The sequence below is a fragment of the Streptomyces sp. NPDC086835 genome (genome assembly GCF_044745705.1).
Classification (GTDB): Bacteria; Actinomycetota; Actinomycetes; order Streptomycetales; family Streptomycetaceae; genus Streptomyces.
Genome location: NZ_JBIVAU010000009.1, coordinates 79,527 through 96,470, shown reverse-complemented (window position 1 = coordinate 96,470; position 16,944 = coordinate 79,527). Strand labels below are relative to the sequence as shown.

Sequence of the window (16,944 nt, the reverse complement as noted above, 5' to 3'; positions counted from 1 at the left end):
CCGGGCCCGACGAACGCACAGGAACGGTGGTACATGGCCGCGACCCGCCGCCCCACACTGGCCGACGTCGCCCGAGAAGTGGGCGTCAGCGCCAAGACGGTCTCACGGGTGCTCAACGAGGACGGTCCGAGTTCCCCGCAGACCCGGGAGCGCGTCCTCGCGGCGGTGGCGAAACTGGGCTTCCAGCCCAACCTCATGGCGCGGAACATCCGCGTGGGAGGCCCCGACACCACCGTGGGACTGGTGGTGCCCGACCTGGGCAACCCGTTCTTCGGAACGGTCGCCGGCGGGATGGAGGACGCGGTGCGCAGCCGTGGACTGACCCTGCTCATGGGCTCGTCCGCCGAAGACCCCGAACGGGAACGGGTGCTGACCCAGACCTTCCTGGCCCGCCGTGTCAGCATCCTGATGGTGGTCCCCGCGTTCGGCGCCGACCACCGCTACCTCAAGGCGCCACGCGCGGCCGGCCTGCCGGTGGTGTTCCTCGACCGCCCCGGGGTCGGTCTGTCCACCGACTGCGTCGTCAGCTCCAACCGGACCGGCGTCCACGAAGGCGTCTCGCATCTCATCGCCCAGGGCCACCGGCGCATCGGGTTCATCGGTGACCTGCCCGCGAGGCTCTACACCCGGCGTGAGCGGCTCGCCGGCTACACCTCGGCGCTCGAGGAGGCGGGCCTGCCCTACGACCGCACTCTGGTGACCGGCGCCCACGGCCAGGAGACCGCCGCTGCCGCGACCACCGAACTCCTGGGCCTGCCCGATCCGCCCACCGCCCTGTTCGCGGGCAACAACATCGTGGCCATGGGTGTCGTCGCCCACCTGACCCGCGCCGGCCGGAAGGACGTCTCCCTGGTCGCCTTCGACGACCTCCCGCTGGCCGAGGTGCTCGAACCGGCGCTGACCGTCGTGGCGCAGGATCCGGCGGCCATCGGCGAAGCGGCGGCCAGGACCGCTCTCGCCCGCCTGGACGGTGACCGCTCCCGGGCCCGTACCGTCACCGTCCCCACGCGCCTGGTCGTCCGCGGCTCCAGCAGGCCGCCACGGCGGGCCCGCACATCGGCGGACGCGGGCAGCTGAACAAGGCCGTCACGGCGGACGGGTCAGTGCGCGGGCAGGCCACGCAGGCGGCTACGAACCCCTGCGTGGCCTGCCGCTTCGGCGACTACGCGCCGCCGGGGGAAGCGTCCGGCTGTGCGTACGAGGGCGACCCCGTCCCGCCGTGGACGAGGGTGGTCATGACGCCCTCTCCGGTTCCGGCCGCCGGTCGTGGACCTGGAGACCGCGGAGGTCCCACGCCTCGACCGCGTAGGGGACCGGCGCCGCACCGGACGCCGTTGCCTGCAGGCGCCACGTGGCGCCGCCGACCGGATAGAGCCGCAGAGTGAGGGCCTGCCCCTCGGCGGTGAACACCTCGGCGACCGAGTGGTCGATTACGACACGGATGTCCACCGGCCCGAGGCGCGCCGGCAGCCGCCAACTGCCGCCCTTGGCCCGGGGGTCCAGTGAGGCGCGGGACCGGTCGACGACCACCTCTCCCGTCATCGGGTCGCGGACGAGGTCGAGGTATTCGCTGCCGGCCGCGTCCGTGACCAGCCGCAGGCCCCCGGCAGCGTCGAGACGGGCCGTGATGTCGCACGCCGGTCCGATCTCTCCCAACTCGACCGGCCGGCCCGCGCGCACCTCTCCCGCGGCCCGGATCCGGCGGTCCCGGCGCAGCCGCTCGACCTCCTGGGCGGGTCGCTGCAGGAGCGCCCCGTCGTTGTCGATCGTCACCTGGCGGGGCAGCGAGAGCATCCCTGCCCATCCCACCTCGTCCGTCCACGCACTCGGGGCGGACCACGCCGCCGTGCACAAAGCGCCCTCGTGCGGGTCCCACGCGCTGACGAGCACCGCGCCCCGGCCGTTCGTCTACCTGGAGCACGCGATCATCGTGAAGGGCGCCGACGCTCCCGACATCACCAACAACTTCATCGCGGAGTGCGGCTCCTGCATCGCGCTGACCGGGGCGTCGCAGGTCGCCAAGATCACCAACAACTTCCTCATCAGCTCCTGGGGCGGCTACTCGATCTTCGCCGAGAACGCGGAGGGCCCGCACATATCGGGCAACACCGTGCTGTGGGCCTGCAACATCACGCTGCAGAACGTGAACCGGGCCTCCATCACCGGCAACAAGCTGCTGAGCAACTTCCCGAGCATGATCGCGCTGCTGAACGGAAGCTCCGAGAACCTGATCGCGAGCAACCACTTCCGGCGGGTCCACGGAGACGGCGCGAGCAACCGCTTCGACGACAAGTTCGGCCTGGTGCACATCGCGGGCAACAAGAACACACTGACGTCCAACCAGTTCTCGTTCTCGGTGCCGGCGCAGAACATCACCCCGGCAGGCTCCGACCCGACGATCGTGCTGGTGAAGAGCGGCGACAACAACTACCTGGCTGCCAACCACATCACCAGCAACGTGCCGGCCAAGGTCGTCCTCGACGCCAGCACCACGGCCACCAAGGTGCTGTTCAGCGCCACCACCGCGCAGCTCGACGCCTTCACGTCCAACCACTCCATGGTGGCGACTCCGTAGCCGGCAAGTCCCCACGGTCCGTCGTCCCCGCAGCGAACCTTCGGCCCCGCACCCTGACCAGGTGCGGGGCCGAAGCGTGACGGTTCGCCGCAGAGGGTGGTGGTTCAGGGCGTCCGGGAGCGGACTACGCTTCGGGCGCCGCGGTGAAGCGGTCGAAGCCCGCGATACGGGGAGAGAACCTGAGCGCGCCGTGCGCGCCGAGCGCCGAGCGCAGTCCGGCCGCCACGTCGGCGTCCGGCTCACCGAACACCTCGAAGTGCTCCACCACGCAGTGCTCCATGACTTCCTGGATGTAGGGGTCCGCGAGCTTCCAGTGCAGGCGGACCGCGTCGGAGTCGCGGTAGAGCTGGAAGCTGTGCGCGAGCATCCGCTCCTCGTCCACGAACGTCTGCACCATCAGCTGCGGCCCGTGCCGCTCCGCGAAGTCCACCGCTTCGGCGATGGCGCCGCGGAAGCGCTCAAGATGGCCGTCATTGATGCGCATGGTGTTGCGGAAGAGAAGGATTCCATCGTTCTGTCCGGTCATGGCTCGATCCTGAAACCTCAGCCACGCTTGAGGTCAAGTCCCCGTCGGCCCGGATCACGTACCCCGGATGAAATGCGCCACGAGTCGGGCGGCCGTGACCGTGCCCAGCAGACGCACGCCGTCGGCGTCGCGCTCGATGACCGCCACCAGAGGACTTCGCGTGCGGGCCATCAGCGCGGCGACCTCCATCGGACGTGCGTCAGGTCCTACGACCGGCGGTGGGAAAGCACTCCGGGGCGCCCATTCCGCGGCGGTGAGCCCTGCCAGCCGCTCGGCCACATCGGTGTCGGGCCGCTCGTCGGCGACAGCCGCGAGCCGCGGATCCTCGAGGATGTAGTGGGGCATCAGCTGCCGGACGAGCTGAGAACCGGGCACGATGGCGTAGGGATGCCCGTCGGCGTCGAGGACGAGCAGGGCCGGCAGCGACAGCTCGGCCAGCATCCTGGCGGCGTCCATCGCGGCGTCGTCGGTGGTCACGAACGGATACGTCTCCGCAAGGTCCCGCGCACGCACAGCCGTCCTCCTTCGCCCTTGTCCTGCGAGTCGAGGTCGCGTCCGAAGCTCTCGGATGTGTGTCTGCCTCGCAGTTCCAGGTCAGCACGCTGTGGGTCAGGCGGCGGTCCACTCGTGGGCCCGGCCGCCGCGCCACTCCACCATGCCAGGGTCGTCGATCACCGTGTCCGGGTCGTCGAGCCCGGCGGCTTCGAGGAAGACCACCAGGTCATGATCGGAGTACGCGGTGCCCAGGATCTCGTCCCTGTCGGACAGGTGCACCGTCACCCGCCGGCCGCCCGACGGTGACGGCCGGTGCACAACGATCGGCGCTCTACCCACACATCAAGCCTGCCGTCTCGTGGGCACGGCAGCCACTCACGGAGCGGAGGACCGGCAGGAGCGGGTCAGAGGTTCCAGGCCCCCTCGGCGGCGGCCGTGCGGGCGTAGTCGGTGAAGTCCCGGGGCGGGCGGCCAGCACCTTCTCCATGTCACCGGTCATCCGCCCGGGCGGCGTCTGCACCACCCGGGACGGGCAGGAGGCGAGCACCATCGGGAGCGGCCCGGCACCGGACCGCACGGTGCTGCTGAACGGCCTCTGCACGACGGGAACCGGCGCCACGGTGGGGACCGGCGTCGCGCCGGACCGGCTGCTCGCGGCGCTGCCCCCGCTCGCCGTCGTCCCCGCCGGGCAAGGGCCCTGCCCCGTCAGCGAGGCGGCACTCGAGGACGTCAGCCGCCCGGCCCCGGGGCGGCAGGCCCTCCTGGACCGGATGCCGGACCTGATGCTGCTCGCCGCGCTGCGTGCCTGGTTTTACCCGCCCCGGCGCCCAGGTCCCCGTCTGGTACCGGGCGCACAGCGACGTGGTGGTCGGGCAGGCCCCTACGGCTGCTGGAGGCCGACCCGGCCCACTCATGGACGGTCGAGGCCCTGGCGGCCGAGGCAGGCGTCTCCCGGGCGGCACTGGCCCGGCGCTTCACCGCTCTGGTCGGGCAGCCTCCGATGAGCTACCTGCGCGAACGGCGGATCGCCCTTGCCACCGAACTGCTGCGCCGGCCGGAGGCGACGCTCGCCGCTGTGGCGGGCCGGGTCGGCTTCTCCAGCGCCTTCGCCCTGAGCGTCGCGTGCAAGAAGGCGCGCGGCATGAGCCAGAGCGACTTGCTCCACGAACTCGCCGCTGGACATCCCTTCGCGCTTTCCGAGCCGATCAAACCACGATCACCAACGAGCCGGACATCCCGGAGAACTGGCGGCAGTTGAACAGGCGAGCTGACCAGTATCGAGCCCCGTTCAGGCGCCTACGGTCCCGTCCACACCCTCACGCAGGAAGTCCGCGTGCCCGTTGTGACGGCCGTACTCCAGGAGCACGTGCACCATTACCATCCGCAGCGACACCTCCTGGCCCCATCTGGGCTGATATCCCGCCTGGTCAAGGGACTTCGCCTTTCGCTCGACACGGCGGGAGTTCTCCACCTCGGCCTCCCAGGCCGTGAACGCCTCTTCCCTGGTCGACGCGCTCGCGTCGTACGCCGCCTGGAAGTCGACCTTGTCGGACCAGACCATGGGCGCGTCGTTGTCCTCGAACACCCGGCGGAACCAAGCACGCTCAACCTCCGCCATGTGCCGCACCAGACCGAGCAGCGACAGCGTGGACGGGGGCATCGACTGCTGCCGCAACTCCTCGTCGGTGAGCCCTTCGCACTTCATGGCGAGGGTGGCGCGGTGGTAGTCGAGGAAAGCGCGCAGCATGTCGCGTTCGCTGCCGAAACTGGGCGGTCCTGCGCGGTTGTCGCTCGTCACTGACGCTGCTCCTCATCCGTGCCTGCATCGTGGGCCAGTATCCACTTCCGCCGGTCCCCGTCGAAGGCCGTCGACCAGACCTGACCGTCACCGCGGAGGGCGCCGCCACAGCCGCAGCCGGGCGCAGCGGGGCCTTCCGACGGTGGCGGGGCGAGGGGTCATCGGCCGGTGAAGACGGCGTCGCGGCGTTCGACGAAGGACGTCACGCCTTCGGCACCGTCCGCGGTGGCGATGAGCCGGGCGATGTCGGGGCGCAGTCGGTCGATGGCCGCGGCGTCCCCGTGTTCGCGGGCCCGGTGGGCAGAGGCCAGAGCCGTGCGCACTCCCAGGGGCGCGGACCGTTCGCTGATGACGTGCGCCATCTCCTTGGCCCGCTCGAGGGCCGTGGCGCCGTCGGAGACGACTTCCTGGACCAGGCCGATGCGGTGGGCCTCCGCGGCGTCGAATTCCTCACCGGTGAGGATCCAGCGCATGGCGTTGCCCCACCCCGCTTCCCGCGGGAAGCGGAACGTGGCCCCGCCGAAGGGGTAGATCCCGCGGCGGATCTCGTACTGACTGAAGCGGGTGTCCTGGGCGGCGACACGGATGTCGGCGGCCAGCAGGAGTTCGATGCCCAGAGTCATCACCCAACCCTGGGCGGCGGCGACGACGGGCTTGTACCAGTGACCGTCCAGCCGCCACGGATCGCGGCCGCCCTCCGGGGCGGCGAACTCACCCGCCGCCAGTTCTGCACCGACGTCGAGCATGTCCAGCCCACCGGTGAAGTGGTCGCCGTGGGCGAACAGCACTCCGCACCACAGGTCGTCGTCGGACTCCAGCAGACCGTAGGCGGCCGACAGTTCGCTGATCATCTGCTTGGTGAAGGCGTTGCGTTTGGCGGGGCGGTCGAGGCCCATCAGCAGCACGCGTCCCTCCCGTTCGACAGTGACCGTTGCCGCGTCCTCAGGCGTGGAGCCCATGGCTCCTCCTCTTCAGTTGCATGATGAGACTTGCCGGACGCTAGCCGGACCGGCCGTGGCGGGCAAGCGAATCTCATGATGAGACTGATAAGGTCACTGGCATGAGAAGGACCTCATTCGACAGCTGGCCCTGCTCGATCGCCCGCACCGTCGACATCCTGGGCGACGGCTGGACGCTCCTGGTGCTGCGTGAGGTCTTCTACGGCGAGTCTCGCTTCGACGGCTTCATCACCTCGCTCGGCATCGCCCGCAACACCCTCACCGATCGGCTCCGACGCCTGGAGGAAGCGGGCCTTCTGAAGCGGCGCGCCTACCGGAGCGACCCCGTCCGCCACGAGTACCTCCTGACGGAAAAAGGCCGTGACTTCTTCGGCGTGCTCGCCGCGATCAACGCCTGGGGTGACCGGTGGCTGACCGGTGACGACGGCATCCCGGTGGTCATGCATCACACCGCCTGCGACCACGACACCCAGGCGAAGGTGGTCTGCTCCTCGTGCGGCGAATCGCTGCACCATCAGGACATCGCCGTGCGGACCGGCCCCGGTTACCCCGCCCGGCTGCTCGACGATCCCGGCATCAGCAGGCGATTCTCTTCCTGAATCCGTGGAGCGCGGGCGCCGTTGGTGATGCGGGGTGCCGGGGCCCGCGGTGAAGACGCGTTCTTCCCGCAGGATCACGACGTGGTCGCGTCCTCGGCGTCCTGCTCAGCGCCACCGCCGTGGCCGCCGCCGGCGCGATCGGCTTCGTCGGACTCGTGGCACCGCACGCGGCCCGTGCCCTCGTGGGCCGGCAGCGCGTCCGGATGGTGTCGGTCGCGGTGCTCCTCGGAGCCGTGCTCGTCGGCACGGCCGACCTGGTGGGCCGCACCGTGATCGCACCGGCCCAGCTCGGTGCCGGCCTGATGACCGCCGTGATCGGTACTCCGTACTTCCTTCATCTGCTTGTACGCAGCCGCCGGTAGAACGAATGCCGCGCTCGGCGGACCCACCGGCTCGGTGCGCAGGGGTGAGCGCCCGGGTAGTGCAACCTTTGGGTTGCGCCTCAAAACCTGATGTGCAACTCTGGAGTTGCACTGATGACGGAAGCGAACAAGGAGTCCCCTCATGAGCGAGGACCGGATCGAAAGCGAAACCCTCATCGCGGCACCGCTGGAGCGGGTCTGGTCGCTGGTGGCGCAGCCCGGCTTTTGGGTCGCCGACAAGGCGAGCCTGCCCGGCACCGTGGCCAGGGAAGGTGAGTCGATGGTGGCCAAGAACGCCGAGCACGGCGATTTCCCGGTGCGGGTGGAGAAGGTCGAGCCGCCCACGTACCTGGCGTACCGCTGGACCAGCGCGTTCCCCGGAGAGGAACTGCGCGAGGACAACAGCACCCTCGTGGAGTTCACGTTGACCCAGGAAGGCGAGCAGACGCGGCTGCACGTCGTCGAGAGCGGGTTCGCGGCACTGGCCGGGTCCCAGGAACTGCGCAGCCAGAACCGGAAGGACCACAGCGAGGGCTGGCCCCTGGAGCTCGACGCACTCAAGACCCGCGCCGAGCAGTCGTCCGCGTGACGGACGGAGCTCGCGGCGCCGGCGAGGCCGTCGACAGCGTGCTCGTCGCGCTGGCCGACCCGACGCGGCGTCAGCTGCTGGAACTGCTTGCCGCGAAGGGCGAGGCCACCGCGACGACGCTCGCAGAGCCGCTTCCCGTCTCGCGGCAGGCGGTGGTCAAACACCTCGCCGTCCTGGACGCCGCCGGGCTGGTCTCCGGTACCCGGGTGGGACGCGAGGTGCGGTACGCGGTGCGGCCCACGGCGCTGGACGCGACGGCGCGATGGATGGCCGCGCTCGCGGCCGACTGGGATCGGCGACTGGCGAACATCAAGCGCGTCGCCGAGGCCGCGGAGGAAGCGGAGCGGGATTCGGGCTAGCGCTCCAGGTTGCCGTTGCTCCGGCCAAGGCTGGTTGAGCGTCGCCAGGCTGACGGTCGTCGGTCCATCGGGGTGCCGGCCGTACAACCGGGGTTCCTGCCGCCGCGGCCCGGTGAGCGACTCGAGCGCACCGGGCCGCGGCAGCGCTGCCCCGACGATGTGCCGCGCGCTGCGGTCGCAGGAACCACAGCCCGCGGATCGCCGGGCCCCCCTGTCGCGTCCGTGGCCGCCGGAGTGATGGCAAGGCGCTTCGCGCTTCGACTCCCGCACGGTCCTGGTCGCGGGCCTGTCCGTGCAGGGCCTGGCGACCCTGCCGCTGGTCTTCCTCAGCGCCGACCGCATGGCACTCGCGGTCGTGGTCCCGGCGCTGTTCATCGGGTTCTTCGCGAACGAAGCCGAGGCCGGGCGGCCCGTTCGTTGAGACGAGTTCTGCGAACCGGGTGCAGGAGGACGGCGGACGATTTCGGCACAGAACGCAGAACGACTACCGACGACGGGGTGCTTGACGGTGGAGTGCTCGACGGCGCGGTGGTCGACGGGTGGCGGAGCGTGGCTGGTTAGGATGCGGGCATGAGTCAGCACACCCGCCGCGAGGTCGGCCCCTCCAGGGCGCGCGCCTACGTGATGCTGGTGCTGGCCGTCCTTCTGGGCGTCGTGGCCATGCACGGACTGGCGCCCGGTACCGCCTTCGCTGCCGGCCACACGGTGTCGACCACCGCCGGTCCCGCGGCCCCTGCCGAGGTGCACGACGACTCGGCCGGTTGTGACTGCGCACACGGGGACCACCACAACGGTGGGGGCGGGCATGTCTCCCACGCCGACGAGACGTGCGCCGCGAGCGGCACGAGCGCGGCCCCCGCACTTCCTGCCCTCGTCCCGTCCGCGGTCTGCACGGCGCCCGATGCGGACCCCCCGGCATCGGCCTTCGAGGCGACTCCAGGTGTTCGCGCCCCGCCGTCACTGAGTGAACTGCAACTCCTGCGCATATAGGGCAGCCCTCGGCGCGCCCGGTCTTCTCCGGCCGGTGCCGCCGTGCGAGCCATGCCCGATCGAACGCACATCACAGGAGTAGCACCACCATGACCGCACACCGTTCCACGATCCGCCGTGCCGCCGCCGTCGCTGCCGCGGCTGCCGCCGCCGTGCTGCTCGCCGCTTGCGGTGGGGGAGACGAGAGCTCCTCCGGCCACGGCGGCCACGCGCCCTCGGCGCCCAGCGCCTCGACGTCGGCTTCCGCCCAGGAGGGCAAGCACAACGCCGCCGACGTGGCCTTCGCGCAGGGGATGATCCCGCACCACCGGCAGGCGGTGGAGATGGCCGACCTGGCGGCGACCCGCGCGGGTTCCGCGGACGTCAAGGCACTGGCCGCCGAGATCAAGAAGGCGCAGGACCCGGAGATCAAGACCCTGTCCGAGTGGCTCACCTCGTGGGGCGAGGACGTCCCCAAGGACGACGAGGGCGGCGAGCACGCCGGTCACTCCATGTCCGGGATGATGACGCCCGAGGAGATGGGCCAGCTGGAGAAGGCGTCCGGGGAGGCCTTCGACACCGCGTTCCTCAAGATGATGATCAAGCACCACGAAGGTGCCCTCGACATGGCGAAGACCGAACAGGCCGACGGCTCCTACCAGCCGGCGAAGGACATGGCCGGCGACATCGTCACCTCCCAGAGCGCCGAGATCACGCGCATGAACGAGCTGCTCGGCAAGAACTGACGGCGGGGGTTCCCCGGAGCGGGGGCGGTGCGGCCGCCCCCGCTGTTCTCCTGCCGAGGGCCCTGGGGGCCGCCGGCACTGGCTGCCCCGGCCCGGGTCCGGCGCCGCCCGGGTCCCGTTGCCCCGCCCGGTCCCGTTCCGGCGGCAGGGCTCCGGCAGGGCTACGGCCAGGCTTTGCCGCCGGTGTTCATCGCAGGGTGAGCGGGGTCTCGGATTCGACGCGGTTCAGCTTCTCGGGGTTGCGGACGTAGTAGAGGCCGGTGACCTGGGCATCCTCGACACTGACCGCCATGACGCCGTCGAGCTCGCCGTCCAGGTGGACGAGGAGTGCGGGGCTGCCGTTGACCACGGTGGGAGAGACGGTGATCGGGCGCTTGTTCTTGCCGAGACGACCCATCATGAAGCGGGCCACCTTGTCGGCACCGATGATCGGCCGCAGGGCGGCCTGCTTGATGCCGCCGCCGTCGCTCATCAGGACGATGTCGGGGGCGAGCACGTCGAGGAGTTCCTGCGGGTCGCCGGTTTCGAGCGCGCGCCGGAAGGACTCCAGGGCGGCCCGGGTCTGGCCGGGGGTGACCGCCTGGCGGGGGCGGCGGGCGTCGACGTGCCGGCGGGCGCGGTGGGCGATCTGGCGGACGGCCGCGGGGCTTTTGTCGACGGCGGCGGCGATCTCGTCGTAGCCGACGTCGAAGGCCTCGCGCAGCACGAAGACGGCACGCTCGGTCGGTGACAGGGTTTCGAGGACCAGCATCATCGCCATCGACACGCTCTCGGCGAGTTCGACGTCCTCGGCCACGTCCGGTGCGGTGAGCAGGGGTTCGGGCAGCCAGGGGCCGACGTAGGCCTCTTTGCGGCGTTTCATGGTGCGCAGCCGGTTCAGTGCCTGCCGGGTCGTGATCCGGACCAGGTAGGCGCGCTGGTCGCGGACCTGTTCCAGGTCGACCTTGACCCATCGCAGCCAGGTCTCCTGGAGGACGTCCTCGGCGTCGGCGGCCGATCCGAGCATCTCGTAGGCGACCGTGAAGAGCAGGTTGCGGTGGGCGACGAACGTGTCGGTCGCCTGGTCAGCGGGCTGGTCGCTCATCTCTCGACCCTTTCCTTCGCGGCCGGGCTGTCGCCGACGGCCTTGGAGCGTGCGTCCACAGCGGTATTCGACCGGACCGCCCGGGATTTCGTCGCCCAGACTGCCGGTCCGGCGGTGCTCGGCGCCTCGCCGCGCCTGGTGGCCATGACGCCGGAGCAGCCGCCGATCACGACCACGTCGGTGCTCCCGGTCATGGTGTCTCCTTCGCTTCGATGCCGAGGGGGTTCTGCCTCAAGACACCAGGCGGTCGATCGCTGTGACAGCGGTCCTCGCCGAAGGGGTCAGTGCTCGGGGCGCAGTCCTGCCAAGGTGACCGCGACGAGGCGGCGGACCGCGGCCTTGCTCCGCAGCCCGCCGGCCGCGGTGAGCGCGTGGAGGCAGTAGCTCGCCAGCTCGTCCGTCGCGACATCGTGGCGGATCCCGCCGCTGCGGGCCCCTTCGTCGAGCAGGTCGCGGATGATTCCGTGAAGATGCCCGTGGGCCCGGGTGACGTGCTCTCCGCGGTGCAACAGGCCCGCCAGTTCGTCACCGTGACGCTCGTGCGCGATCGAGGCGTACGCCTCCAGTACCGCCCGGAGCCGTTCGACCGGAGCGCCTTCCCGGTCCCGGACCTGTGCCAGATGCGCCACGTGCGCGTGCACCTGGCGTTCGTGCCATGCCAGCAGAACCGCTTCGACATCGGGGAAGTACTTGTAGAGCGTCGCCCGACCGATGCCGGTCTCCGTGGCGACCTGCGACATGGTCACCGACCGCAGACCCTCCGAGGCGACCAGTCGCGCGGTCGCGTCCAGGATCGCGTCACGCACCGCACGGCGGTGTTCCTCGACCGTCTCGTTCCACAGCTTGGGCACCCCCTCAGTATGGTGCCCGCCCTGTGCGAAACGGCCTGGCTATAGTGAAGACACGCTGTCTCGTAAAAATGCGACACAGGGCGCTCGCCGCGGATGACCGCCACAGATGAGGACCGTCATGACAGACCCGCCTCCCACCCCCGAACCCCCGGACGAGGGCGGCGCGCCGCGCTGGGTGAAGGTGCTCGGCGCTGTCGCGCTCCTGCTCGTCGTGCTGATCGTGGTCGTGCATCTCGCCGGCGGCGGCATGGGAGGGCACACGCCATGACGGCCATGACGCCCCGGACACGCAAGATCGCACTCACCGCGCACGTCACGTCGTCCGTCGGCTGGATCGGCGCGGTCGCCGTCTTCCTCGCTCTCGCCGTCACCGGCCTGAGCAGTCAGGACCCGCAGACCGTGCGGGCGGCGTACCTGTCCATGGAGCTGACCGCACGGCTGGTCATCGTGCCGCTCGCCCTCGCCTGTCTGCTCACCGGGCTCATCCAGTCGCTGGGGACGGTCTGGGGACTGTTCCGCCACTACTGGGTTCTGGTCAAGCTCCTGATCGGCGTCCTGGCCACCGCGCTGCTGCTCGTCCATATGCGGCCCGTCGGCCACATGGCCGACGCCGTCAGGCAGGCGACCCTGGCCGACGGCGAACTCGGCGGTGTACGCCTCCAATTGGCCGCCGACGCCGGTGCGGCGCTCCTGGTGCTGCTCGTGGCGGTGGCACTGTCGGTCTTCAAGCCCCGGGGGGCGACGCGCTACGGGCAGCGCCGCATGCGGGCGGCTGCACCACGCTAGGACGTGTCCAATCCGCCCTTCTCGCGTATCCGCAGCACTTCCCGGACGGTGCGCAGCTCGACGTCCACTGAGACCTCCGCGTACCGCTGGTCCCCGACTTCCAGAAGCTGGGTGGTGCGGAAGACCGGGTACGCGGCGGGCTCGGACATGCGGGAACCCTGCCCCGACGGGCAGTCAGCGCACGAGCCCGGACCTGGGGTAATGGCCTTGCTGGGTGGCCGCCCGGCGAGCGATGCTGGGGCGGTGCCAGGACAGCGGAAGAGGAAACGCCGACAGCAGGACGCGAGTCGACGCGGCACCGCGCATGGCGCCGGCCGCTGGGAAGTGATGTTCGAGACCCAGGACGCGGCGGAGTTTCGTGCTCACCTGCACCGTCTGCGTTCCGCGGACGTGCGGATCGACTGGGCGTTGACCCGGATCGACACGCTCTGCGGACGACTGGTGCAGCCGACCACCTACCGGCTGAGCCGGTTCGTGCCGGCCCCTGAGCCGCATCGCGTCCCGGGCCGCTTCACTGCCTGAAAGGGCTCTGGTGAAGCCCCTTCACCAGAGCCGGCGGGAGGGGAACTCCGGCCGGATGAACTCTTTGTGCCCGGCGAACGCGGGCGGATCGCACTCCTCCAGGGAAGAACGCGAAGACACGCGACGGCGACGGGGCGATCGAGATCACCGACCAGCCGGGCCTGTGAGGGGGGCACCCCTTGACGCTTGTCCATGGTGTCTTACCGGCGGTGCGGACGGTACTGGGGGGCAGCCGGGATCACGGGTGGCCGAGTCGCATGACCGGCCGGAACCGGCCGGCGCTCCGCCTCCCCGTAGGCGCCGGGGAACGGCGCTCAGCCGTCCCCCGGCGTGAGCGACGCGGCTCGGCGGCCTCGACTCGCCCATGGCGCTGCTGTGCTCAATCAGCTCGTGCACCGCTTCCCAGGCCACGCGGTTCGCTGTCCCCGGTCGGTGAGCCGGTCTCCGTGGCGACGTCCCACCGGCGGTCTCGAAACGCTGCCGGTGAAGACGGGACCTCACGCTTCACGAAGTGCGCGGGGCACGGAACCCGACGCCGTGGAGCCGCCCGGCGGCGGGTTCACGCCTCCCGCTGGGCGTCGATCTCGGCGATGAGGGCCTCGATGCGGGTCCTGATCTCGTCGCGGATGGGGCGTACGGACTCCACGCCCTTGCCCGCGGGGTCTTCCAGGGCCCAGTCGAGGTACTTCTTGCCGGGGAAGATCGGGCAGGCGTCGCCGCAGCCCATGGTGATGACGTAGTCGGACGCCTGCACGGCCTCCGTCGTCAGCACCTTGGGCTTCTGGCCGGCGATGTCGACGCCGACCTCGTTCATGGCCTCGACGGCGGCCGGGTTGACCTGGTCCGCGGGGACGGAGCCGGCCGAGCGGACCTCGATCCGGTCGCCCGCGAGGTGGTGGAGGAAGCCGGCGGCCATCTGGGAGCGGCCCGCGTTGTGGACGCAGACGAACAGCACGGAGGCGAGCGGGGCGGAGGACATGCGTTCTTCCTTCACGGAGTGAGGCAGCGGGGCGAGGGGCGGGTTCAGGCGGGCAAGGATGCCGGCAGGCCGGTGATGCGGCGTCCGAGCCGACGCGGTTGCCGGGGCGGTTGCCGGGGCGGCTGTCGTCGCGGATCTGACGCACGGCGAGGCGGGTGTGCGCCGGGCTCAGGTCAGCCCGGACTGGTATCAGCTGAAGGTGATGTGACAGTATCAGCCCATGATGACGTCAGTCGACACTGATCTCCTGCGGGTGCTGGCCGACCCGCTCAGGCTCCGGATCGTGACCTTGCTCGCCCGCGAGACCCTGTGCACCACCCATCTCGTGGAGGAGACCGGTGCCCGCCAGACCAACCTCTCCAACCACCTGAAGGTGCTGCGCGAGGCCGGGGTCGTGGAGACCGAACCGTGCGGCCGTTTCACGTACTACAAGCTCCGTCCGGACGTCATCGCCCAGCTCGCCGGTCAGTTCGCCGACCTGGCCGAGTCCGCCCGCACCGCCACCGACAACAAGAGGGCCTGTCCGTGACACGCACCGAAGGACCCGCGGCGACCCGCGCCGAAGTACCCGCGACGCCCGGCACCGAAGGACCCGCGGCGACCCGCGCCGAGGGGCCCGCGACCGACGAAGGCCGGTCGGTCGTCGCGAAACTGTCGACGCTCGACCGTTTCCTCGCCGTCTGGATCCTCATCGCCATGGGCCTCGGCCTCGGGCTCGGCCGGCTGATCCCCGGCCTGAACGACGCGCTGGCGAAGGTGGAGATCGGCGGCATCTCGCTCCCCATCGCCGTCGGCCTGCTGATCATGATGTATCCGGTGCTCGCGAAGGTCCGCTACGACAAGCTGGACGCTGTCACCGGCGACCGCAGGCTCATGGTCTCGTCGCTGGTCGTCAACTGGGTCCTCGGGCCCGCGGTGATGTTCGCGCTCGCGTGGATCTTCCTGCCCGATCTGCCCGAGTACCGCACCGGCCTGATCATCGTCGGCCTCGCCCGCTGCATCGCCATGGTCATCATCTGGAACGACCTGGCCTGCGGCGACCGCGAAGCCGCCGCCGTCCTGGTGGCACTCAACTCCGTCTTCCAGGTCATCGCCTTCGGCCTGCTGGGCTGGTTCTACCTCGACCTGCTGCCCGGCTGGCTCGGCCTCGGCGACGGCGAGAGTCTCGACATCTCGATGTGGAAGATCGCGCTCAACGTCGTCGTCTTCCTCGGCATTCCGCTCTTCGCCGGATTCCTGACCCGGCGGATCGGTGAGAAGAAGCTCGGCCGGGAACCGTACGAGAACAGCTTCCTGCCGAAGATCGGTCCGTGGGCGCTCTACGGCCTGCTGTTCACGATCGTCATCCTCTTCGCCCTCCAGGGGAAGACGATCACCTCGCAGCCGCTGGACGTCGCCCGCATCGCGCTGCCGCTGCTCGTCTACTTCGCGGTCATGTGGTTCGGCACCTTCGCCCTCGGCAAGATGATCGGTCTGAACTACGAGCGCACGACCACGCTGGCGTTCACTGCGGCCGGCAACAACTTCGAGCTCGCCATCGCGGTCGCCATCGCCACCTTCGGCGTCACCTCCGGTCAGGCCCTCTCCGGCGTCGTCGGCCCGCTCATCGAGGTCCCCGTCCTCGTCGCCCTGGTCTACGTCTCCCTGGCCTGGCGTAAGAAGTTCACCGCGACGCAGCCGGTCTCGTGACGCAGCGCGCCGATGTGGTGGTGATCGGCGGCGGCCAGTCCGGGCTCGCCGCCGGCTACCACCTGCGCCGCCTCGGCGTGGACTTCGTCGTCCTCGACGCGCAGTCCACGCCGGGCGGCGCCTGGCAGCACACCTGGGACTCGCTGCGCCTGTTCTCCCCGGCCGCGTACTCGTCGCTGCCGGGCCGCCTGATGCCGCCGCAGCCGGGGGAGACGCACCCGGATGCCGGCCATGTGCTCGACTATCTCGCGGACTACGAGAAGCGGTACGAGCTGCCCGTGCAGCACGGCGTCCAGGTCCAGGCGGTGCGCCGCGAGGGGACGTTCCTGCGGGTGGAGACCGAGGCGGGCGACTGGCGGGCCCGGGCCGTCGTCAGCGCGACCGGCACCTGGTCCCGCCCGTTCCTGCCCGCCGTCCCGGGCCGCGACGTCTTCGCCGGCCGGCAGCTTCACACCACCGACTACCGCCGCCCGGCCGACTTCGCGGGGCAGCACGTCATCGTCGTCGGCGGCGGCAATTCCGGCGCCCAGGTCGCAGCCGACCTCGCCCTGGACGGTGTGCGGCTCACATGGGCGACCCGGCGTCCACCGCGCTACCTCGCCGACGACATCGACGGCCGTGTCCTCTTCGACGTCGCCACCGCCCGTCGCCGCGCCCTCGACGAGGGCCGCGCCGACAGTGGCGGCGTCGCCTCCCTCGGCGACATCGTCGCCGTCCCACCGGTCCGTGCCGCCCGCGACGCCGGACTGCTCGACGCCGAACCCCCGTTCACCCGGCTCACGCCCACCGGCGCCGAGTGGGCGGACGGCACCCGGGCCGAAGCGGACACCGTCATCTGGTGCACCGGCTTCCGTCCGGCCCTGTCCCACCTCGCCCCCCTGGGACTGCGCGGGCCACGCGGCCGCGTCCCGACCGAAGGCACCCGCGCCGTCGACGAGCCGCGCCTGCACCTCCTCGGCTACGGCGACTGGACCGGCCCCGCCTCCGCCACCCTGATCGGGGTGGGCCGGCCCGCCCGCGACGCGGCCCGCCGGATCGCCCAGCTGCTGCGCTGAG

27 protein-coding genes and 1 pseudogene are annotated in these 16,944 nt (G+C 70.8%); 17 read left to right on the top strand and 11 right to left on the bottom strand.

The features are described 5' to 3' along the window. Nucleotides 1-33: 33 nt before the first annotated feature. On the top strand, nucleotides 34-1,077 hold the full coding sequence (locus ACIPJI_RS26490; RefSeq protein ID WP_402249270.1) for a LacI family DNA-binding transcriptional regulator: 1,044 nt from the start codon (nucleotides 34-36) through the stop codon (nucleotides 1,075-1,077). A gap of 156 nt (nucleotides 1,078-1,233) precedes the next feature. Here the strand turns inward: ACIPJI_RS26490 and ACIPJI_RS26485 are convergent, their stop codons facing one another. Continuing rightward, nucleotides 1,234-1,794, bottom strand: a complete 561-nt coding sequence (locus ACIPJI_RS26485) for a GH32 C-terminal domain-containing protein (RefSeq protein ID WP_402249268.1) — start codon at nucleotides 1,792-1,794, stop codon at nucleotides 1,234-1,236. Here ACIPJI_RS26485 and ACIPJI_RS26480 point away from each other — a divergent pair. Then, nucleotides 1,760-2,575 carry a NosD domain-containing protein gene (locus tag ACIPJI_RS26480; protein ID WP_402249267.1) on the top strand — a complete coding sequence of 272 codons (816 nt, stop codon included), beginning with the start codon at nucleotides 1,760-1,762 and terminating at the stop codon, nucleotides 2,573-2,575. The two genes, ACIPJI_RS26485 and ACIPJI_RS26480, sit on opposite strands and share 35 nt — an antisense overlap. A 124-nt stretch (nucleotides 2,576-2,699) precedes the next feature. Here ACIPJI_RS26480 and ACIPJI_RS26475 read toward each other — a convergent pair whose 3' ends face one another. The 3 genes from ACIPJI_RS26475 to ACIPJI_RS26465 form a co-directional block, all read right to left on the bottom strand. Continuing rightward, complete coding sequence (locus ACIPJI_RS26475) at nucleotides 2,700-3,101, bottom strand: hypothetical protein (protein WP_356620477.1); 402 nt, start codon at nucleotides 3,099-3,101, stop codon at nucleotides 2,700-2,702. 54 nt (nucleotides 3,102-3,155) lie between these two features. Continuing rightward, the gene (locus ACIPJI_RS26470) at nucleotides 3,156-3,614 is read right to left on the bottom strand and encodes a CBS domain-containing protein (protein WP_356620478.1); all 459 of its coding nucleotides are present in this window, start codon (nucleotides 3,612-3,614) and stop codon (nucleotides 3,156-3,158) included. A gap of 96 nt (nucleotides 3,615-3,710) precedes the next feature. Beyond that, entirely contained in the window at nucleotides 3,711-3,935 is a 225-nt protein-coding gene (locus ACIPJI_RS26465; protein WP_307704987.1) for a hypothetical protein, read from the bottom strand. Nucleotides 3,936-4,081: 146 nt separating this feature from the next. Between ACIPJI_RS26465 and ACIPJI_RS26460 the strand changes: the two genes are divergently transcribed. Beyond that, on the top strand, nucleotides 4,082-4,600 hold the full coding sequence (locus ACIPJI_RS26460; RefSeq protein ID WP_402249264.1) for a cupin domain-containing protein: 519 nt from the start codon (nucleotides 4,082-4,084) through the stop codon (nucleotides 4,598-4,600). Next, entirely contained in the window at nucleotides 4,483-4,854 is a 372-nt protein-coding gene (locus tag ACIPJI_RS26455) for a helix-turn-helix transcriptional regulator (protein ID WP_402249548.1), read from the top strand. The genes ACIPJI_RS26460 and ACIPJI_RS26455 overlap by 118 nt, the downstream gene beginning before the upstream one ends. A gap of 30 nt (nucleotides 4,855-4,884) precedes the next feature. Here the strand turns inward: ACIPJI_RS26455 and ACIPJI_RS26450 are convergent, their stop codons facing one another. Together ACIPJI_RS26450 and ACIPJI_RS26445 are read right to left on the bottom strand one after the other, a co-directional pair. After that, a complete protein-coding gene (locus ACIPJI_RS26450) occupies nucleotides 4,885-5,394 on the bottom strand; it encodes a DinB family protein (RefSeq protein WP_402249262.1) in 510 nt (169 codons plus the stop codon). Nucleotides 5,395-5,552: 158 nt separating this feature from the next. Beyond that, entirely contained in the window at nucleotides 5,553-6,353 is an 801-nt protein-coding gene (locus ACIPJI_RS26445; protein ID WP_402249260.1) for a crotonase/enoyl-CoA hydratase family protein, read from the bottom strand. Between the two features lie 101 nt (nucleotides 6,354-6,454). Between ACIPJI_RS26445 and ACIPJI_RS26440 the strand changes: the two genes are divergently transcribed. The 7 genes and pseudogenes from ACIPJI_RS26440 (at nucleotide 6,455) to ACIPJI_RS26410 (ending at nucleotide 9,977) form a co-directional block, all read left to right on the top strand. Continuing rightward, nucleotides 6,455-6,952, top strand: a complete 498-nt coding sequence (locus ACIPJI_RS26440) for a winged helix-turn-helix transcriptional regulator (RefSeq protein WP_402249258.1) — start codon at nucleotides 6,455-6,457, stop codon at nucleotides 6,950-6,952. 77 nt (nucleotides 6,953-7,029) lie between these two features. Further along, nucleotides 7,030-7,314, top strand: a pseudogene (locus ACIPJI_RS26435) (iron chelate uptake ABC transporter family permease subunit); the annotation flags it as partial. A 142-nt stretch (nucleotides 7,315-7,456) separates the two neighbouring features. After that, the gene (locus ACIPJI_RS26430; protein ID WP_307704983.1) at nucleotides 7,457-7,903 is read left to right on the top strand and encodes an SRPBCC domain-containing protein; all 447 of its coding nucleotides are present in this window, start codon (nucleotides 7,457-7,459) and stop codon (nucleotides 7,901-7,903) included. Further along, nucleotides 7,900-8,262 carry a metalloregulator ArsR/SmtB family transcription factor gene (locus tag ACIPJI_RS26425; protein ID WP_356620482.1) on the top strand — a complete coding sequence of 121 codons (363 nt, stop codon included), beginning with the start codon at nucleotides 7,900-7,902 and terminating at the stop codon, nucleotides 8,260-8,262. The genes ACIPJI_RS26430 and ACIPJI_RS26425 overlap by 4 nt, the downstream gene beginning before the upstream one ends. A gap of 292 nt (nucleotides 8,263-8,554) precedes the next feature. Further along, nucleotides 8,555-8,683 carry a hypothetical protein gene (locus ACIPJI_RS26420; RefSeq protein WP_402249256.1) on the top strand — a complete coding sequence of 43 codons (129 nt, stop codon included), beginning with the start codon at nucleotides 8,555-8,557 and terminating at the stop codon, nucleotides 8,681-8,683. A 149-nt stretch (nucleotides 8,684-8,832) separates the two neighbouring features. Beyond that, a complete protein-coding gene (locus ACIPJI_RS26415) occupies nucleotides 8,833-9,252 on the top strand; it encodes a DUF6153 family protein (protein WP_402249254.1) in 420 nt (139 codons plus the stop codon). A gap of 89 nt (nucleotides 9,253-9,341) precedes the next feature. Beyond that, on the top strand, nucleotides 9,342-9,977 hold the full coding sequence (locus ACIPJI_RS26410; protein WP_402249252.1) for a DUF305 domain-containing protein: 636 nt from the start codon (nucleotides 9,342-9,344) through the stop codon (nucleotides 9,975-9,977). A 187-nt stretch (nucleotides 9,978-10,164) separates the two neighbouring features. Here the strand turns inward: ACIPJI_RS26410 and ACIPJI_RS26405 are convergent, their stop codons facing one another. The 3 genes from ACIPJI_RS26405 to ACIPJI_RS26395 all read right to left on the bottom strand — a co-directional run bounded on the left by ACIPJI_RS26405 (nucleotide 10,165) and on the right by ACIPJI_RS26395 (nucleotide 11,912). Next, nucleotides 10,165-11,061 (bottom strand): RNA polymerase sigma-70 factor, encoded by an 897-nt coding sequence (locus ACIPJI_RS26405; RefSeq protein ID WP_356620485.1) that lies wholly within the window; start codon nucleotides 11,059-11,061, stop codon nucleotides 10,165-10,167. Next, nucleotides 11,058-11,255 carry a hypothetical protein gene (locus ACIPJI_RS26400; RefSeq protein ID WP_402249250.1) on the bottom strand — a complete coding sequence of 66 codons (198 nt, stop codon included), beginning with the start codon at nucleotides 11,253-11,255 and terminating at the stop codon, nucleotides 11,058-11,060. Before ACIPJI_RS26400 ends, ACIPJI_RS26405 begins: the two co-directional genes overlap by 4 nt. A gap of 87 nt (nucleotides 11,256-11,342) precedes the next feature. After that, complete coding sequence (locus ACIPJI_RS26395; RefSeq protein ID WP_402249248.1) at nucleotides 11,343-11,912, bottom strand: TetR/AcrR family transcriptional regulator; 570 nt, start codon at nucleotides 11,910-11,912, stop codon at nucleotides 11,343-11,345. A gap of 118 nt (nucleotides 11,913-12,030) precedes the next feature. On the opposite strand from ACIPJI_RS26395, the gene ACIPJI_RS26390 reads away from it, so the two are divergent. Next, nucleotides 12,031-12,180 carry a hypothetical protein gene (locus tag ACIPJI_RS26390; RefSeq protein ID WP_402249246.1) on the top strand — a complete coding sequence of 50 codons (150 nt, stop codon included), beginning with the start codon at nucleotides 12,031-12,033 and terminating at the stop codon, nucleotides 12,178-12,180. Between the two features lie 5 nt (nucleotides 12,181-12,185). Further along, complete coding sequence (locus ACIPJI_RS26385; RefSeq protein ID WP_402249245.1) at nucleotides 12,186-12,698, top strand: hypothetical protein; 513 nt, start codon at nucleotides 12,186-12,188, stop codon at nucleotides 12,696-12,698. On the opposite strand, the gene ACIPJI_RS26380 is transcribed toward ACIPJI_RS26385, so the two are convergent. Beyond that, the gene (locus ACIPJI_RS26380) at nucleotides 12,695-12,847 is read right to left on the bottom strand and encodes a hypothetical protein (RefSeq protein ID WP_402249243.1); all 153 of its coding nucleotides are present in this window, start codon (nucleotides 12,845-12,847) and stop codon (nucleotides 12,695-12,697) included. The genes ACIPJI_RS26385 and ACIPJI_RS26380 overlap by 4 nt on opposite strands. A gap of 178 nt (nucleotides 12,848-13,025) precedes the next feature. On the opposite strand from ACIPJI_RS26380, the gene ACIPJI_RS26375 reads away from it, so the two are divergent. Next, a complete protein-coding gene (locus tag ACIPJI_RS26375; protein WP_356620491.1) occupies nucleotides 13,026-13,220 on the top strand; it encodes a hypothetical protein in 195 nt (64 codons plus the stop codon). A 559-nt stretch (nucleotides 13,221-13,779) separates the two neighbouring features. Here ACIPJI_RS26375 and ACIPJI_RS26370 read toward each other — a convergent pair. Next, nucleotides 13,780-14,199, bottom strand: coding sequence for an arsenate reductase ArsC (locus ACIPJI_RS26370; RefSeq protein ID WP_307704969.1), 420 nt, complete (start codon nucleotides 14,197-14,199; stop codon nucleotides 13,780-13,782). A gap of 220 nt (nucleotides 14,200-14,419) precedes the next feature. Here ACIPJI_RS26370 and ACIPJI_RS26365 point away from each other — a divergent pair, with 220 nt between their 5' ends. The 3 genes from ACIPJI_RS26365 (at nucleotide 14,420) to ACIPJI_RS26355 (ending at nucleotide 16,943) form a co-directional block, all read left to right on the top strand. Further along, nucleotides 14,420-14,728: a helix-turn-helix transcriptional regulator gene (locus tag ACIPJI_RS26365; RefSeq protein WP_307704968.1), complete on the top strand. Its 309-nt coding sequence runs from the start codon at nucleotides 14,420-14,422 to the stop codon at nucleotides 14,726-14,728. Between the two features lie 122 nt (nucleotides 14,729-14,850). Further along, entirely contained in the window at nucleotides 14,851-15,888 is a 1,038-nt protein-coding gene (arsB, locus tag ACIPJI_RS26360) for an ACR3 family arsenite efflux transporter (RefSeq protein WP_402249546.1), read from the top strand. Continuing rightward, nucleotides 15,885-16,943, top strand: a complete 1,059-nt coding sequence (locus ACIPJI_RS26355) for an ArsO family NAD(P)H-dependent flavin-containing monooxygenase (RefSeq protein WP_402249241.1) — start codon at nucleotides 15,885-15,887, stop codon at nucleotides 16,941-16,943. Before arsB ends, ACIPJI_RS26355 begins: the two co-directional genes overlap by 4 nt. The last annotated feature ends 1 nt before the right edge of the window (nucleotide 16,944 follow it).

Bases quoted from the DNA above. Each gene is read 5' to 3' on its own strand.
- ACIPJI_RS26400 (WP_402249250.1), bottom strand. From the start codon at position 11,255: ATGACCGGGAGCACCGACGTGGTCGTGATCGGCGGCTGCTCCGGCGTC.
- ACIPJI_RS26430 (WP_307704983.1), top strand. From the start codon at position 7,457: ATGAGCGAGGACCGGATCGAAAGCGAAACCCTCATCGCGGCACCGCTG.
- ACIPJI_RS26385 (WP_402249245.1), top strand. From the start codon at position 12,186: ATGACGCCCCGGACACGCAAGATCGCACTCACCGCGCACGTCACGTCG.
- ACIPJI_RS26440 (WP_402249258.1), top strand. From the start codon at position 6,455: ATGAGAAGGACCTCATTCGACAGCTGGCCCTGCTCGATCGCCCGCACC.
- ACIPJI_RS26415 (WP_402249254.1), top strand. From the start codon at position 8,833: ATGAGTCAGCACACCCGCCGCGAGGTCGGCCCCTCCAGGGCGCGCGCC.
- ACIPJI_RS26380 (WP_402249243.1), bottom strand. From the start codon at position 12,847: ATGTCCGAGCCCGCCGCGTACCCGGTCTTCCGCACCACCCAGCTTCTG.
- ACIPJI_RS26485 (WP_402249268.1), bottom strand. From the start codon at position 1,794: ATGCTCTCGCTGCCCCGCCAGGTGACGATCGACAACGACGGGGCGCTC.
- ACIPJI_RS26390 (WP_402249246.1), top strand. From the start codon at position 12,031: ATGACAGACCCGCCTCCCACCCCCGAACCCCCGGACGAGGGCGGCGCG.
- ACIPJI_RS26490 (WP_402249270.1), top strand. From the start codon at position 34: ATGGCCGCGACCCGCCGCCCCACACTGGCCGACGTCGCCCGAGAAGTG.
- ACIPJI_RS26445 (WP_402249260.1), bottom strand. From the start codon at position 6,353: ATGGGCTCCACGCCTGAGGACGCGGCAACGGTCACTGTCGAACGGGAG.
- ACIPJI_RS26370 (WP_307704969.1), bottom strand. From the start codon at position 14,199: ATGTCCTCCGCCCCGCTCGCCTCCGTGCTGTTCGTCTGCGTCCACAAC.
- ACIPJI_RS26475 (WP_356620477.1), bottom strand. From the start codon at position 3,101: ATGACCGGACAGAACGATGGAATCCTTCTCTTCCGCAACACCATGCGC.
- ACIPJI_RS26375 (WP_356620491.1), top strand. From the start codon at position 13,026: ATGTTCGAGACCCAGGACGCGGCGGAGTTTCGTGCTCACCTGCACCGT.
- ACIPJI_RS26410 (WP_402249252.1), top strand. From the start codon at position 9,342: ATGACCGCACACCGTTCCACGATCCGCCGTGCCGCCGCCGTCGCTGCC.
- ACIPJI_RS26365 (WP_307704968.1), top strand. From the start codon at position 14,420: ATGATGACGTCAGTCGACACTGATCTCCTGCGGGTGCTGGCCGACCCG.
- ACIPJI_RS26460 (WP_402249264.1), top strand. From the start codon at position 4,082: ATGTCACCGGTCATCCGCCCGGGCGGCGTCTGCACCACCCGGGACGGG.
- ACIPJI_RS26405 (WP_356620485.1), bottom strand. From the start codon at position 11,061: ATGAGCGACCAGCCCGCTGACCAGGCGACCGACACGTTCGTCGCCCAC.